This is a genomic window from Nocardia sp. NPDC049190, assembly GCF_040648115.1.
GTDB lineage: Bacteria > Actinomycetota > Actinomycetes > Mycobacteriales > Mycobacteriaceae > Nocardia.
This window is the reverse complement of record NZ_JBEZDE010000038.1, coordinates 11,924-26,252: the sequence shown is the minus strand read 5'-3', so window position 1 is coordinate 26,252 and position 14,329 is coordinate 11,924. Positions and strand designations below refer to the sequence as shown.

At 68.4% G+C, this 14,329-nt stretch carries 15 protein-coding genes; 7 read left to right on the top strand and 8 right to left on the bottom strand.

From position 1 onward, the window contains the following. Window positions 1–3 precede the first annotated feature (3 nt). A complete protein-coding gene (locus tag AB0B25_RS26120) occupies window positions 4–1,797 on the bottom strand; it encodes a DEAD/DEAH box helicase (protein ID WP_357184531.1) in 1,794 nt (597 codons plus the stop codon). A 62-nt stretch (window positions 1,798–1,859) separates the two neighbouring features. Between AB0B25_RS26120 and AB0B25_RS26115 the strand changes: the two genes are divergently transcribed. Next, window positions 1,860–2,714: a carbon-nitrogen hydrolase family protein gene (locus AB0B25_RS26115; protein WP_357184528.1), complete on the top strand. Its 855-nt coding sequence runs from the start codon at window positions 1,860–1,862 to the stop codon at window positions 2,712–2,714. Between the two features lie 11 nt (window positions 2,715–2,725). Continuing rightward, window positions 2,726–3,349, top strand: coding sequence for a phosphoribosyltransferase family protein (locus AB0B25_RS26110; RefSeq protein ID WP_357184525.1), 624 nt, complete (start codon window positions 2,726–2,728; stop codon window positions 3,347–3,349). A gap of 7 nt (window positions 3,350–3,356) precedes the next feature. On the opposite strand, the gene AB0B25_RS26105 is transcribed toward AB0B25_RS26110, so the two are convergent. From AB0B25_RS26105 to AB0B25_RS26085, 5 genes are all read right to left on the bottom strand, one after another. Further along, window positions 3,357–3,881: a gamma carbonic anhydrase family protein gene (locus tag AB0B25_RS26105; RefSeq protein WP_357184522.1), complete on the bottom strand. Its 525-nt coding sequence runs from the start codon at window positions 3,879–3,881 to the stop codon at window positions 3,357–3,359. A 55-nt stretch (window positions 3,882–3,936) separates the two neighbouring features. Beyond that, complete coding sequence (locus AB0B25_RS26100; protein WP_357184519.1) at window positions 3,937–4,800, bottom strand: ESX secretion-associated protein EspG; 864 nt, start codon at window positions 4,798–4,800, stop codon at window positions 3,937–3,939. Continuing rightward, window positions 4,782–6,026, bottom strand: coding sequence for a hypothetical protein (locus AB0B25_RS26095; RefSeq protein ID WP_357184516.1), 1,245 nt, complete (start codon window positions 6,024–6,026; stop codon window positions 4,782–4,784). The genes AB0B25_RS26100 and AB0B25_RS26095 overlap by 19 nt, the downstream gene beginning before the upstream one ends. Next, entirely contained in the window at window positions 6,019–6,453 is a 435-nt protein-coding gene (locus tag AB0B25_RS26090) for a hypothetical protein (protein WP_357184513.1), read from the bottom strand. The genes AB0B25_RS26095 and AB0B25_RS26090 overlap by 8 nt, the downstream gene beginning before the upstream one ends. 579 nt (window positions 6,454–7,032) lie before the next feature. After that, window positions 7,033–7,761 (bottom strand): alpha/beta fold hydrolase, encoded by a 729-nt coding sequence (locus AB0B25_RS26085; RefSeq protein ID WP_357184510.1) that lies wholly within the window; start codon window positions 7,759–7,761, stop codon window positions 7,033–7,035. A gap of 106 nt (window positions 7,762–7,867) precedes the next feature. On the opposite strand from AB0B25_RS26085, the gene AB0B25_RS26080 reads away from it, so the two are divergent. Beyond that, window positions 7,868–8,788, top strand: coding sequence for a hypothetical protein (locus AB0B25_RS26080; protein WP_357184507.1), 921 nt, complete (start codon window positions 7,868–7,870; stop codon window positions 8,786–8,788). 251 nt (window positions 8,789–9,039) lie between these two features. Here AB0B25_RS26080 and AB0B25_RS26075 read toward each other — a convergent pair whose 3' ends face one another. Further along, window positions 9,040–9,801, bottom strand: coding sequence for a hypothetical protein (locus tag AB0B25_RS26075; protein ID WP_357184505.1), 762 nt, complete (start codon window positions 9,799–9,801; stop codon window positions 9,040–9,042). 225 nt (window positions 9,802–10,026) lie between these two features. On the opposite strand from AB0B25_RS26075, the gene AB0B25_RS26070 reads away from it, so the two are divergent. Both AB0B25_RS26070 and AB0B25_RS26065 read left to right on the top strand, forming a co-directional pair. After that, window positions 10,027–11,199, top strand: coding sequence for an acyl-CoA dehydrogenase family protein (locus AB0B25_RS26070; protein ID WP_357184502.1), 1,173 nt, complete (start codon window positions 10,027–10,029; stop codon window positions 11,197–11,199). A gap of 9 nt (window positions 11,200–11,208) precedes the next feature. Further along, window positions 11,209–12,339 carry an acyl-CoA dehydrogenase family protein gene (locus tag AB0B25_RS26065; RefSeq protein ID WP_357184499.1) on the top strand — a complete coding sequence of 377 codons (1,131 nt, stop codon included), beginning with the start codon at window positions 11,209–11,211 and terminating at the stop codon, window positions 12,337–12,339. Between the two features lie 70 nt (window positions 12,340–12,409). Here AB0B25_RS26065 and AB0B25_RS26060 read toward each other — a convergent pair whose 3' ends face one another. Then, window positions 12,410–12,802: a hypothetical protein gene (locus AB0B25_RS26060; RefSeq protein ID WP_357184497.1), complete on the bottom strand. Its 393-nt coding sequence runs from the start codon at window positions 12,800–12,802 to the stop codon at window positions 12,410–12,412. 288 nt (window positions 12,803–13,090) lie between these two features. Between AB0B25_RS26060 and AB0B25_RS26055 the strand changes: the two genes are divergently transcribed. Both AB0B25_RS26055 and AB0B25_RS26050 read left to right on the top strand, forming a co-directional pair. Beyond that, complete coding sequence (locus AB0B25_RS26055) at window positions 13,091–13,372, top strand: hypothetical protein (protein ID WP_357184494.1); 282 nt, start codon at window positions 13,091–13,093, stop codon at window positions 13,370–13,372. Between the two features lie 87 nt (window positions 13,373–13,459). After that, window positions 13,460–14,293, top strand: a complete 834-nt coding sequence (locus AB0B25_RS26050) for a GNAT family N-acetyltransferase (RefSeq protein ID WP_357184492.1) — start codon at window positions 13,460–13,462, stop codon at window positions 14,291–14,293. The last annotated feature ends 36 nt before the right edge of the window (window positions 14,294–14,329 follow it).

The following is a 14,329-nucleotide window of genomic DNA, read 5'->3' as shown; positions in this document are numbered from 1 at the left end:
GGTTCAGGAGCGTGGCTTGCGCCGCTCCGGCCGTTTGACATGGTCGCGCTCCCGGCGCGGGCCCCGGCTGAACGAGCGGCTCTGCGGCGGGCCCTGGTCGAGTTGCAGCTGGATCAATACACCACTGATCCTGGTACGCCGCAACGCTTCCAGGGTTTCGGCGGGCAGCTGCGCGGGCAGCTCCACCAGGCTGTGATCGGGACGAATACTGATATGGCCGAAATCGCTGCGGCGCAGGCCGCCCTCGTTGGCGATGGCGCCGACGATCGCGCCGGGCACCACGCGATGCCGCTTGCCGACGCTGATCCGGTAGGTCGCCAGTTCCGCTCCGGTGGCGGGATGGTGCGAAGGGCCACCGTGGCGGTCGTCTTCGAATCGGCGCGCGGGCCGCTCACGCGGGGCTCGGTCGCGCTGCGGGCGCTCGACCGGTTCCGGTTCGGGTTCCATGAAGAAGTTGTCGCCGTCGTAGGAACCGATTGCCAGCGCTGCCGCGATGTCGACGAGCGGGATGTTGTGCTCGCGCTCGTAATCCTCGATCAGGGTACGGAACAGTGCGACATTCGCTGCGGCGAGATTCTCGGTGATGGTGTCGCCGAACTTGGCGACTCGCTGCGCGTTGACGTCTTCCACACTGGGCAGCTGCATTTCGGTCAGCGGATGGCGGGTCGCCCGCTCGATCGACTTGAGCAGGTGCCGCTCGCGCGGCGCGACGAACAACAGTGCCTCGCCACTGCGCCCGGCCCGCCCGGTGCGGCCGATGCGATGCACGTAGGACTCGGTGTCATGCGGGATGTCGTAGTTGACCACGTGCGAAATGCGGTCCACGTCCAGCCCGCGTGCGGCGACGTCGGTGGCGACCAGGATGTCCAGCGCACCGGACTTGAGCTGACCGATGGTGCGCTCGCGTTGGTTCTGCGCGATGTCGCCGTTGATCGCGGCGGCGGAAAAGCCCCTGGCGCGCAGCTTTTCGGCGAGTTCCTCGGTGGCCTGTTTGGTGCGCACGAAGATGATCATCGCCTCGAACGACTCGACCTCGAGGATCCTGGTGAGCGCGTCCAGCTTGCGCTGATGCGATACCTGCACCCAGCGCTGCGTGATGTTGGTGGCCGTCGAGGTCTTCGCCTTGACCGTGATCTCGACCGGATCGTGCAGATACTGCTTGGAGATCTTGCGGATCGCGGCGGGCATGGTCGCGGAGAACAGCGCCACCTGCTTGTCCGACGGCGTGTCCGCGAGGATGCGTTCGACGTCCTCCTGGAAGCCCATTTTCAGCATCTCGTCGGCCTCGTCGAGCACCAGGTACTGCAGCTGCGACAGGTCGAGCGTGCCCTTCTCCAGATGATCGATCACGCGACCCGGCGTGCCGACCACGACGTGCGCGCCACGGCGCAGCCCGGACAGCTGGACGCCGTAACTCTGGCCGCCGTAGATCGGCAGCACGTGCAGCCCCGGGATGTGCGCGGCGTAGCGGCCGAACGCCTCGGCGACCTGGATCGCCAGCTCGCGGGTCGGGGCGAGCACGAGCGCGCGGGGGTGTCGGCCGGAAGCCTCCAAGCCCATCAGGATCGGGATGGCGAAGGCGGCGGTCTTGCCGGTACCGGTCTGCGCCAGACCGACGACATCGGCGCCGGAGAGCAGTGGAGGGATCGTCGCAGCCTGGATGGGTGACGGCGACTCGTAGCCGACATCCGCGATGGCCGCGAGGATACGGTCATCGATACCGAGATCGGCGAAAGACGGGCCGTCGGTGTCCCTGTCGTTGTCGCCAGGAACGCTGTCGACCTGATTGGTGCTCATTGACCAGGAGTTTACTGCCTCCTGCTGGTCGTCCCGGCCACCGCCCCAATACGGTGAGACCTATGCAACTGGACACCTCGCCCGAGCATGAGAACCCGGCGCCGGATCAACTGGACGTGGCGGTCGTCCAGTTCGCCCCCTCGACCGATCCGTCGGCCAACCTCGACGCGCTGCGCGGGTACGTGCGCACGGCCCGCGATCGTGGGGCGCGGGTGGTCGTCGCGCCGGAGTACTCGATGTTTGCGGTGACGCGGCTCGATGAGCGGGTCGTCGCCATCGCCGAGCCGCTGACCGGCCCGTTCGTCACCGGCCTCGGGGCCATCGCGCGCGATTTCGGGGTGTTTCTGGTCGCTGGCACAGTGGAGGAGGTCGCTCCCGACGGCAACCGGATCCGCAACACCTTGGTCGTGCTCGGACCGGACGGCTCCCTCGTCGAACGCTATCGGAAGGTGCATCTCTACGACGCCTTCGGACACCTGGAGTCCGATGTGGTCGAACCCGGCGACATCGAGACGCCCGCCACATTCACCGTCGCGGGTGTGACATTCGGCATGCAGACCTGCTTCGATCTGCGCTTCCCCGAGGGCATCCGCCGCGTCGCCGCGGCGGGCGCGCAGGTTGTGCTGCTGCCCGCCCAGTGGATTCCCGGTCCGGCGAAGATCGACCAGTGGACCACGCTGGTGCGAGCGCGCGCCATCGAGAACACCGTGTACCTGGCGGCCGCCGATCAGTCCGCCCCGCGTGGCGCGGGCGCCTCGATGATCGTCGGCCCGACCGGCGTGGTACTCGCCGAACTCGGCGACGAACCCGGCGTACTCACCACCCGGATCGACCTCGCGCACCTGGCCGAGGTCCGTAGCGTCAACCCCAGTCTCGCGTTGCGTCGATTCGCGATCACCGAGCGCGCACCGGAGTAGCGTTCGAGTGGATGATGTACACCGATCGGGCATCAGCCGGTCGCGCGTTGGGTGCGCGTTTGGAACACCTGCGGGACTCGAATCCGTTGGTGCTCGGGCTGCCGCGCGGCGGTGTCCCGGTCGCCGCCGCGGTGCGTGCGGTGATCGGGGGTGATCTGGACATCCTGCTGGTCCGCAAGCTGGGGGTGCCGTGGCAGCCGGAGCTGGCGATGGGCGCCCTCGGTGAGGACGGCGTGCGGGTACTGAATCCGGATGTGCTGTCGCACACCGGGATATCGCCACAGCAGGTGGCGTCGATCGAAGATGACGAACGCGCCGAGTTGGAGCGGCGCAAGCAGGTGCTGCGTGGTGGCGCCCGAAGGATTCCACTGGAGGGACGCACGGTAGTGATCGTGGACGACGGGATGGCGACCGGCGCCACCGTTCTGGTCGCGTGCCGGGTCGCGCGCCTGCATCAGCCCACCCGGATCGTGGCCGCGGTCCCGGTGTCCTCCGCGGAGGCGGTGCAGCGCGTCGCCGATGACGCCGACGAGGTGGTCTGCCCGTGGGTGCCGAGGTCGCTCGGCGGTGTCGGCACCGCCTACCACGACTTCCATCAACTGAACGACGACGAGGTCACGGCCCTGCTGTGCTGACCGCGGCTCAGACCTCGGCGATACCGGTGCGGTGGCGCTGCGCGAGTTCGGCGTAGAAGCCGGGGTTCAGCTGGACCCACAGCTGCGCCGGGGTGCCCTCGATCGGCCGCTTCACCTCCGCGGGCGATCCGGCCGCCAGCACGCCGTCGGGTATCTCGGTGCCGGGCTGAACCAGCGAGTGCGCGGCGATCATGGTGCCCGCGCCGATCTTGGCCAGGTCGAGCACCGTGGTGCCGTTGCCGACAATGGCCTCCGCGCCGACCGCGGCGCCGTGGAACACCACACTGTGCGCGATGGTCGCGCCTGGGCCGATCTCCATCGGCACATCCGGCGGCACATGCAGGACCGCGTTGTCCTGAATGTTGGCGCGCTCGCGGATGGTGATCGGCGCCAGGTCGGCGCGCAGCACCGCGCCGTACCAGATCGAGGCTCCCGCCTCGACCCGCACGTCACCGATCAGGGTCGCGGTCGGCGCGATGAACGCCGTCGGATCGACCCGGGGTCGTTTGCCTTCGAATTCGTAGAGTGGCACTCGTACACCGTAAACGCTCGTCGTCGCGGCAGTCCGAGACGGACACCGCGTGCGGTCAGTGCTCGGCGTACGCCGAGCTGGTGCGCGCGGCCGCGGTAAGCATCGGGCGCAAGTGTGCGGCGAACCGCTCGGCTGTCACCGCGACGATGTCGACCTCGGCACCGGTGCGCACTACATATCGCCCATCACCGGCCACGTCGATCCAGCACAGCACAGCGAACGGGCGCGGCTCGCCCGCCCCGTGGCGAACGGAGACGACGATCTGACCGATGCCCTCGCGCGGCCGCTTCAGCAGGGTGCGGATTCTGGCCGCCGTCGAGGGCCCCGCGACCGGGACCGTCACCAGGTCGCGGCTGTCTTCGCCGACCTGAGCGCGGGGAGCGGTCAGACGGGGGAGAGTACCCGGGGTGTTCTCCGGCAGCATCGAAACTACCCGCGCGGAAAGGTTTTTCGGAGTACCGACGAACAGCCGCACCGCGTCGCCGCGGTCCGAGGTCTCGCCGGGACGCTGCGCCGCGACCACCGCGACGTTCCCGGAGGCGCCGCCGAGAATGCGTATCGGCCGTACCGTCGGGCCGAGTTTCGGATCGGGGGTGCGCTCGCTTCCCTGGAGCGGCGTGCGAGGTTCGCCGTCCCGGTGTTGATCCGGGCTGTGTGTAGCCGGGACCGGACCACGCTGCCCATACACCTCGACGCGCAGGTCCGGATGCGCGAGGATCCGTAGCGCCGCCTCCAGATCCGCGTCCAGCGCGCGATCACACCAGTGGGTGAGCGCGGGCAGTTGCGCCGCGCGTTCCTCGCGGTCGCGGGCGGACAGGCGTACGGCCAGCGGGTAGGGGATTCGATCTCCGTCGGTGCGTGACCAGGCCAGTGCGAACTGATCCGGGGTCAGCGTCCAGTTCACTCGTACTCGGTCCATTCGCCGACCACGGGCGGCGTCGTCGGATCGAGCGACCCGATGAGTTCGCCGCCGTCATCGGATGGCTCGAGGTAGGTCGGGAGGTCGTCGACGTCGAATTCGTCGTCCTCGTCGTGCGGCGCGGACCGTGCGATCATCGCGTTCGCGGCCACACTCTGCCCTGGTCTCGGAGTGTCGGCGGTGGTTAGCGCGCCACCCATCAAACCGCCTATCGCGCCGGCGCCGATGCTGTTGACCGCGTCATTGCCGGGGGTGTCCTTGCGCTGATCGTCGCGTTTGCGCTCCTCCGACGGAGTCGGGCTACTGGTGCCCGCGGCGGTCGGGACGACGGTAGGCGCGGCCGACGCAGCGGCCGTGGTCGTCGTCGGTGTGGGACCGCTGCCGTGCCGGGGTGCGGCGAGGGCAGTGACGGACGACGTCTCGGCGGTGGTCTGCGTGACGCGCCGCGGCGGGGGCGGGGCATCGCCGGTGTCGTCCGCGGCCGATGTGGCAGCGGCCGACGTCGACTCTGTCTCGAGTGTTCGGGCGGTGGGCGCCATGTTTGTGGCAAGGCTTGCCGACTGCTCTGTCGTTTCGATCGGAACTTGCTGTAGGCCGGACACTTTCGCGCCAGGGCCGGCGGTCGTGCTCAACGGTGACTCGGGCCGGATTCCCTCGACCGCGTCGGGGAACGCGGGGACGTCGTTGCCGGTCTGGATGAATACGCCCGCGTAGATGTCGTTCATCGCACGCACGACATCCTGACGCGCGTGCTCGCTCGCTTTCTGTCCGTCGATGTTGCTGGTCGCCTGATTCGGGTCCAGCAGCGTCGCGGCCAGGTCCGGCGCGACCGCGGACGGCTCGGCCACGGCGGCCCGCACGGCCTCCGCCGCGTCGCTCGCTTGGCCGAGGCGCTGCGCGACCACCGCCAGCACGTCGGCGAGGTCCTGGCCGCTCTGCTCGAACACGCCTACCACGGCGGCCGCACTCTCCGCCGCGCTGCCGCGCCATCCGTCGGCGATAGCGGCCCGAATCTCGATGTGCGCCTGCGAAACCGCGTCGGCGAGTTCGGCCGCGGAATCGGCCCAGCCCTGCCGGCCCATTGCGAGCACCGCGGGTTCCAGCGACTGGACCTTGGCGTGGATCTCCTCATGGGTGAGGCCATCGAAGATCTCGACATTCGGAACGTAGGCGGGATCTGTGCGTCGGTGCGTGGCTCGCTCGAACGCCCGCGGCATCTTACGCATGGGTCGCTCCGGTCCGGTCGATTCGGTCCACCGCCGCGGCGAGCGCGTGGTCGGCGTGCTGGTAGGCGGTCGCCGCCGCGCGGAACATATGGGCGAGTTCCCTTGCCGCCGTGGCGTATTCCAGCAGTTGGGCAATCGCACCATCGGCCTTGCGCTCGAAACCGGCGCGTAAGGCATCACCGGACGCGAATCCGCCGAAGCCGGGTAACGAGGTTGCCGTGCTCAGGGTGCGGATCTGCGCTTCGACTCGGTCGGCGAGCTGCTCGTAGTGGCGCGCGCACCGTTCAGGCGCGCCGTCTGCGACGAGAAGACCATCGATCCACAGTGTCCCGTCCTCGACTGCTCGGTTCAGCGCGGCGATGTCGACACCGGGTGCCGTGACCTCGGCGCGAGGTTCCCCGCCGAACCCGTTCTCGTTCGAAGGCATCTGCGCCGTCCCCCTTCCTCGTCCGAACAGCGTGCTCGAGTGTGTCGACCCCCGATGACACCCTGCGTCCAGTCGGTACTGTCCGCGCCGCGCGCACGTGCATCAGGTATGCGACAAGTCGCTGGGCGTCGGTGAACTTCCGCAATTCTAAGCAGAACCTTCCCGAACGGATCCCTAATCGCCAGTGGGATCCCTGATCACAGGCAGCGCAACGGTTTCAGCGGCGGCACCGGTTGCCGACCTGCCCTCGGTGCGGTCGAGCCTGAACCCACTGTCATGGTTGCGATCCGTGGCAGTTGCCCGGGTCGGTCATCCTTTCCGGCTGACCGCTGAGGGTGCCGGCGGTGCGCCGGCACTGATCGGGGCCCGCTACGCATCGAATCGAAATCGCACAGGCAAGCGTCGACATGTTTCCGCGCCGCGACTCGCCCGGTCATCCAGCGCGGCATCGAGGTTCGTGATCCCGCCCGCGTCGGCCGTCTTCGAGCCCGTGCCAGCGCGGCAGCCATGATCGGTTCTTCGCAGCGGGCGCCGAGCACCGCGTCGACCCGACCATGCCTCCTGCCCACCGGGACACACTCAGCCTGCGGCAGCGCGCACTCCCGTGACGACGCCGTGCATCCAGTTCGCGATGTCCGCGCCGACTCGGGCGTGCGCCGGCTCGTGCAGCAGGTCGTGTCCGGTGTCGGCATACTCCAGCAGATCTACTGACCGGTGGCGACCGGCCCAGGCCCTGATCGCGTCGACCGGTGCGCGCCGATCCTCGACGCCGTGTACCGCGAGCACGGGAAGTGCGCGTGGCAGCGGCGTTCCCGGTGCACCGGGTGCGCCACCGCCGAGGGCCCGCTTCGGCACGCCGGACAGCACCAACCCGGCCAGCGTGCGCGCGGGCAGGGCAGGCCGCAGTGGATAGTCCCGTTCCAGGGCGGGCGGATCGGTTGTCGCGCCCTGAATATCCGGCACCGCGGCGCCGAGAATACCCAGCGCGGTGACCGCGCCCAGCGAATGGCCCATCAGGATCAGCGGGCCCCGCGGCTGCGCCGCGCGGGCCAGATCGACCAGGCGCGACGCGTCGGCCACGAGCTCGACCAGGGTGCCCGGCTGATTCGGATCACCCTCGCTCAACCCGTGCCCGGAGGTGTCCAGCGCCCACATCTCGATGTCGACCGGCTTGATTACGCGGGCGAAGCGGTGATAGTGGCCGCTGTGCTGGCCCATTCCGGGCAGTAGCACCACGGTGAGCAAAGGTTGTTCGATCGGCCACCGCCGATAGTGCATCCGGCCCCGCGCGCCGTCGAAAAATGGCATTCACCGATCTTGCCAAAGATCCTGCCACGCAGGTGTGCCACACATGTCCGGCACAGCGCGCTACACTGCGCCGCAACTCCGCCATCACCCCAGCCGAGGTGCCCAGATGCGAACCTCTCGTTGTCGAGCCGCAGTGGTCCGCTCAGCCGCCGTATTCGCGCTGGCCGGTGTGTTCGCGCCCAGCAGCGCCGCGGATCCGGCCGCGCCGGCGATGGCCTCCTGTGCTCCCGCCTCCGTCACGACCGCCCTGCCCGCCGGGCTGCCACTGCGCGACTGGTCGGAGAACCTGGGGTACGACGCGCAGGGCAACCTGTGGGTCTCTCGGCTCTACCGCAACGAAGTCCAGCGCTATGACGCCTCCGGCACACTGACCGCGACCGTCCCGATCGAATTCCCCGGTGCGGTCCGGTTCGGCCCGGACGGACTGCTGTACGTCGTCTACGGCAACGCGCCGAGCAGCGCCGTACGCTCTGGTGGCGTAGTCCGCTTCGATCCCACGTCCATCGTCCCCGAGCCCGCAGTATTCGTGTCGGGCTTCGTTATGCCGAATGGCGCGGCGTTCGATTCGAGCGGCAACCTGTATGTCGCGACCCTGTCCGGTGTAGTGCTGGTTCGCGCCGACGCCACTGTCGACACCGGGTGGGACAGGTCGGGGGCCGGTGTCGCGGCGAACGGTATCGCTGTGCACGGTGATGACCTCTACGTAACGTCCAATGGTGGCCCGCTGGGCAGGGTGGTGCGCATCCCGCTTGCCGCGCCCACCGACCGGGTGACCGTCGCGGATCTGGCGTCGCCACTGGCGGGTGTCCCGGATTTCGTCGACGACCTGCTGGCCGACTCCGCCGGCGTGCTTTACGTGACGACTCTCGCAGGTCAGCTGATCCGCGTCGATCCCGCCACCGGTTCCACGTGCGTTGTGCTCAGCGGCCAGCCGATGACCTCGGTCGTCGCAGTCCCCGATCATCCGGATGAAGTGCTCGCGGGCACCGAAGGCGGCGATGTCGTGCGCATCCGTCTGTCCAGCTGATTGCGACCGGCGCGAAGCCCGAATTCCCTACTTTCCGGTGTCGGTCGGGCCGTGGGAGTCGCGGCCGGTTGCCGATTCCCGCAAGCGCAAACGGTAGCGGCAATCGATCGTGGCGAGGGAAGTTCCACACGCGGGCAGCCGAGTGTTCTTCGCTGCCGAGTCCGGATCGGGGTTGGTAGCTGTGCTGTTTTGTCGGAGAGTGACTCCGCTGGACGCCGTGGGCGCAACGCTCGGTGCGATCGCCCGTGAACTTATGCGGCGGGCACGGTTTCGGGCGCCGGCGGCGCGACCGGCTCGGAGGGGCTGGCGGGTGCGCCGGTTGTCCCCCCGGGACCCGGCTCGAGCAGGCGGGTTTCCGGCGCCCGCGGCGCGGCGGGGGTGTAGGTCGGTTTGTCCGACACCGTGAACAAGCCGACTGTCGGCGTCATCACGCAGTGCGCGAACGGGTAGTCGATGATGCCCCACATCGAGGCGATGACCGTGCCCGGACCGCTCTTGACCGTCTTGGACAGCGAAGGCAGGTGGTACTCGGTGACATCGTCGAGCGGAGCGATGCCGCTTGCGCCGGTGTTCACGTTCAACCATGCGACGACGAGCCCGGAGGCGAGCGGCGCGCCAGGGTGCGAGGGGGTGGCGCTGAACCGCAGCATGCCCGGCGCGACGTTCAGGTCCTGGGCGCCACCCGGCCCGTCGGTGGTCGCCGCGGCGATGATCGTCGTGATCGGCCCGTTGCTACCGCAACCGAAAGTGGGGGCCGCGTAGGCGAATGGGGTGAACGCGCTGGAGATATCGCGTAGGTGCGCGACGTCGACCAGGGAGGTGTATTGCGAGATCGCCGCGACGCCCGCCGCGGCGGTCGGATCGGTTCCGGCGGTTTCGGCAAGATCGTGCAGACCCGCGTCCAGTGGTGTCCGAGGCTGTTCGGCGGCCGCCGTGCCGGACAGGGTCAGGACCGCGCCGATGCCGAGAGCTGTCGCGGCCGTGACGGCGCGCGCGATGGTTCTGCCGTTCAAGTCGTACTCCTCGATACCAAACCTTACGTTGTCCCCGACCCCACGACCAGCAACGTACCAGGTCGGCGGGTCGGTTGCCCAGAGATAGCGGCAGTAGCGGACTGGAGGACGGTGCGCGACTCCCCGGCATATCGGCGAGGGATCCTGACTGTGATCCGCTCAACCGCGGAGAACTACCGCGGGGTAGGTTCGACTAGGACGTACGAGACACGCTGGGAGATGCGTATGAAACTATCCTTGTCCCCCGATGACGCCGCTTTCCGCGACGAACTGCGTAATTTCTTTCGGACCGAGATTCCGGCCGACATTCGTGACCGCGCCCGCGATGGTCGCGAACTATCCCGCGCCGACATCGTCACCACGCACAAGATCCTCAACGACCACGGGCTCGCGGTGCCGAACTGGCCCGTCGAGTGGGGCGGCAAGGACTGGACACCGATGCGCCGGCACCTCTGGCAGGACGAGATGCAGCTCGCCTCGGTCCCCGAGCCGCTGACGTTCAACGCGCAGATGGTCGGTCCGGTGATCGCCCAGTTCGGCTCCCAGGAGCTGAAGGAGCGCTTCCTGCCACCCACCGCCGCATTGGACATCTGGTGGTGCCAGGGTTTCTCCGAACCGGACGCGGGGTCCGATCTGGCCTCGCTGCGTACCACCGCGGTACGCGACGGCGACTCCTACATCGTCAACGGACAGAAGATCTGGACCACGCTGGCCCAGTACGCGGACTGGATCTTCTGCCTGGTGCGTACCGACCCGAGCGCGACGAAGAAACAGGCGGGCATCTCGTTCCTGCTGTTCGACGTGAAATCGCCCGGCGTCACCATCCGTCCGATCAAGCTGATCGATGGCGGTTACGAAGTGAACGAGGTCTTCTTCGACAACGTCCGAGTGCCTGCCGATCAGCTGGTCGGCGAGGAGAACATGGGCTGGACCTACGCCAAGTTCCTGCTCGGCAACGAGCGCACCGGTATCACCGGCGTCGGTCGCACCAAAGTCAAGATCGGCGTCGCGAAACAGCATGCGGCGCAGATCAGGTCCGGCAGCGGCACGCTACTGGAGGACCCGCTGTTCGCGGCGCGGGTCGCCGAGCTGGAGAACGAGTTGCTCGCGCTGGAACTCACCCAGCTGCGCGTGGTGTCCAACTCGTCGGACGGACGGCCCAATCCGGCCTCTTCGGTGCTCAAACTGCGCGGATCGGAACTCCAGCAGGCGGCGACCGAGCTGCTGCTCGATATCGCGGGACCGGATGCCATTCCGGTGGCGGCGGACGACATCGCCTCGCCGGGCTGGGCGCAGCGGAGCGGCCCGAGCTACCTGAACTATCGCAAGACAACCATCTACGGAGGCTCCAGCGAGGTGCAGCGCACCATCATCGCCTCCACGATCCTCGGATTGTGAGGCGACACCATGGATTTCGATCTCACCGATGAACAGGTCATGCTGCGTGACACGGTGCGCGACCTGCTCGCGCGCAACTACGACGCCGAATCCCGGCTGAAGACCACCGATACCGAACTGGGCTGGAGCCGCGACGTGTGGCGTCAGCTCGCCGAACTGGGCGTGCTCGGGTTGAGCTTCACCGAGGAGGACGGCGGCCTCGGCGCGGGTCCGGTGGAGACCATGGTCGTGCTGGAGGAAGTCGGCCGCAGGTTGGCGCCGGAGCCGATCGTGGACGCCGTCTTGGTTCCGGGCGGGCTCGTCGCCGCGGCGGGGAGTGCCGACCAGCGCAAGCGCATCCTGCCGAAGGTGGCCGCAGGCGCGTCGTTGCTCGCGTTCGCGCACGCCGAACCCGGCGTGCGGTGGCCGTCCGCCGAACTCGCGACCACCGCCGTGGCGCCCGGGGATACGTACACGCTGACCGGCGTCAAGAATCCCGTCCCGCACGGTGACAGCGCCGACCAGCTCGTGGTCGGCGCCGTGCTGCCCGGCGGCGAGGTGGGACTGTTCCTGGTCGTTGCGGACGCGCCGGGAGTGGTCCGCAAGCCCTATCGCACGGTGGACGGTCGGCGCGGTGCGCAGCTGGAGTTCGACAGCGCGCCCGCCGAACGCCTCGGCGGTGGCGAGGTGGACGCCGCCCGAGCGATCGCCTCGGTGCTCGGGCGCGCGCAGGCGAGCCTGTGCGCGGAATCGGTCGGCGCGATGGCGGAGACGCTACGGCTGACCACCGAGTACTTGCGGCAGCGCAAGCAGTTCGGTGTCACGCTGTCGAAGTTCCAGACGCTCACCCAGCGGGCGGCCGACATGTACGTCTCGCTGGAGCTGGCGCGCAGTATGAGCCTCTACGCCACGGCGTCACTGGTGGACGGTGGCGACGACCCGGTGATCGCGTCCCGCGCGCGGTTGCAGGTCGGCCGGGCGGCGCGGCACATCGGGCAGGAAGCGATCCAGATGCACGGCGGCATCGGCGTTACCTCCGAGTACCCGGTCGCACACTACGTGGCACGGCTGACCGCGATCGAGCGCACGCTCGGCGGAGGGCTCGAACATCTGCGGGTGCTCAGCGACAGAATCGGCGATTACGAATTGCCCGAACTGTAAGGGCCGGTGTGGTGGTGCGCGTTTTGCGCGCACCACCGTGGACTGCTGGTTCGTCTCGCGCGGTGGCGGCTCAGCGCTGCATCGTGGTCGGCTCGTCGGGCGTCGGGTCGCGCGGTTCGATCGCGGCCGGTGGCCGCAGGTTCTCGGCGGAAGCAGCCCCGGCGGCCTCCGGCGGCTCGGTGGCGGTCGTGCTGCTGCTGAATCCGGCGAACGGGGTTGCGCGGCGCTGCTCGTACGGGGCGACCTTCCAGGTCGGCGAGGGTGGGATGACGACCCTGGGCGCGGTCTGGCCGGTGCTGCCCTCGCGAGCCACCGGCTCGATGTACTGACCGGCCTTCAGCGGCGGGGGTGGGACGTAGGTGTCGTGTCTGCCGACGCCGCACGCGCCGATGAGTACGAGTCCGATGGAAACTGCTCCTGCGGCGACCGCCGGACCTGCGATCCTGGCCCTGCTTCTCTCCATCGGTGACACTCCTCGTGTGTATCGAGTGGCCTCACCTTAATCGAGGCCGGTCGGCCAGGCCAGGTGAGTCGGGCGGGAACGCGCCAGGTGGCGCTGTCAAACAGTTGTAGTTCAGATATCGAATTGGTCTCTTCGGCGTGTCGCGGGCACGTGTCGCTGTCGTCTGGCGTCCCGGAGTCGTAGCGTGTGTGAGCAAAGTTACGCGTGAGACGCCCGTATCAGAATGAGAGACACGTTGTGTGAGAGCGTGGAAGTGGTTCTCTGACCGGCGTCATCGAGGAGTAGATGATGGGAGCTTACTCGACAACGTCGCGGCGGGGTTCATCCCGCGCCGCGGAAGATGCGGTGTCGGAAACTACGCCGCATCTGGTGTCGAATCAGCAGGCACGCAAGCTGTCCAGGACGGTGTCGCGGACCCTGGCCTGGTTGATCTTCGTCGGCGGACTCGTCGGGGCGGTCCTCGGCATCGCCGGCCTGCACGTCGAAATCACGGTTGCCGGGCTCATTCTCGCGTGCACCGCGGGCCTGGTCCTGCTCAAGCTCCGCGCGGGTGGCGCCGAGTCGGACTGAAAAGACCGGTCGGTCTCCACTGTGCCGATCGTCCCGTGCGACGAAAAATCCCGGTGTACAACGCTTTAGACGCTTACCGTGATGGACATGAGGATCCAGATCACCACGGACGCCGAGGAGTTCCGTTCGCGGGTCGAGCCGTTTCTGCTCCGTGATCCGCTGCGGCACACGGTGCTCACGACGAGCATCGCCAACCACGCGACGGGCATCGATTCCGTCGGCGGGGCTTCGAAGTTCCTCTCCGTGCACGCCGAGGACGCCGCTGTAGTCGGTGCCGCCATGCGGCTGGCAGGTCACGACCTATACCTCGGGGAATTGCCTCGGGACAGCGTGCCCGCAGTGGCCGCCGCGCTGGCCGAGGTGGCCCCGGACAGCGCGGGCGTGGAGGGAGTCGTCGAGGTGGCCACCTCTTTCGCTCAACGATGGTGCGAACTGCTCGGCACGGGTTTTCATCAGTCCTATACGGTTCGGCTGCACCGTCTCGGCGAACTGCGCGTTCCGTACGTCGCGGGAACCGCGCGCCCGGCTGCCGAATCCGATGTCGCGCTGTGCCGTGCCTGGACCGAGGCGATGCGCGCGGAGTTGGGCATGCCGCCGCCCGGGTTGGACGAAGCCGCGATCCGGCGTCGGGTCGCCGCCGGGCGTTGGTGGCTGTGGGAATGTGACGGCGAGCCGGTAAGCCTTGCCGCCCATCAGGTTCCCGTGCACAGCTGGTCGCGGATCGGGCCGGTCTACACGCCGCCGGACGCACGCGGCCACGGCTACGCCAGCGCCGTGACCGCGTCTGTGGCGAAACTGCTTCGGGCCGACGGCTTGGACGTCTGCCTGTTCGCGGACACGTCCAACGGCACGGCGAATCGGATCTACCGAACCATCGGCTTCCATCCGACCCACGAATTCGTGCATTACACCTTCGATTAGGCGGACGTGTCCGACCGATCGGTGCGCAGGTCCGCG

Coding starts and splice junctions, on each gene's coding strand:
- AB0B25_RS26085 (WP_357184510.1), bottom strand. CDS start 7,761: ATGCCATTTTTCGACGGCGCGCGGGGCCGGATGCACTATCGGCGGTGG.
- AB0B25_RS26110 (WP_357184525.1), top strand. CDS start 2,726: ATGATGTACACCGATCGGGCATCAGCCGGTCGCGCGTTGGGTGCGCGT.
- AB0B25_RS26080 (WP_357184507.1), top strand. CDS start 7,868: ATGCGAACCTCTCGTTGTCGAGCCGCAGTGGTCCGCTCAGCCGCCGTA.
- AB0B25_RS26090 (WP_357184513.1), bottom strand. CDS start 6,453: ATGCCTTCGAACGAGAACGGGTTCGGCGGGGAACCTCGCGCCGAGGTC.
- AB0B25_RS26050 (WP_357184492.1), top strand. CDS start 13,460: ATGAGGATCCAGATCACCACGGACGCCGAGGAGTTCCGTTCGCGGGTC.
- AB0B25_RS26065 (WP_357184499.1), top strand. CDS start 11,209: ATGGATTTCGATCTCACCGATGAACAGGTCATGCTGCGTGACACGGTG.
- AB0B25_RS26070 (WP_357184502.1), top strand. CDS start 10,027: ATGAAACTATCCTTGTCCCCCGATGACGCCGCTTTCCGCGACGAACTG.
- AB0B25_RS26055 (WP_357184494.1), top strand. CDS start 13,091: ATGGGAGCTTACTCGACAACGTCGCGGCGGGGTTCATCCCGCGCCGCG.
- AB0B25_RS26100 (WP_357184519.1), bottom strand. CDS start 4,800: ATGGACCGAGTACGAGTGAACTGGACGCTGACCCCGGATCAGTTCGCA.
- AB0B25_RS26095 (WP_357184516.1), bottom strand. CDS start 6,026: ATGCGTAAGATGCCGCGGGCGTTCGAGCGAGCCACGCACCGACGCACA.
- AB0B25_RS26115 (WP_357184528.1), top strand. CDS start 1,860: ATGCAACTGGACACCTCGCCCGAGCATGAGAACCCGGCGCCGGATCAA.
- AB0B25_RS26120 (WP_357184531.1), bottom strand. CDS start 1,797: ATGAGCACCAATCAGGTCGACAGCGTTCCTGGCGACAACGACAGGGAC.
- AB0B25_RS26060 (WP_357184497.1), bottom strand. CDS start 12,802: ATGGAGAGAAGCAGGGCCAGGATCGCAGGTCCGGCGGTCGCCGCAGGA.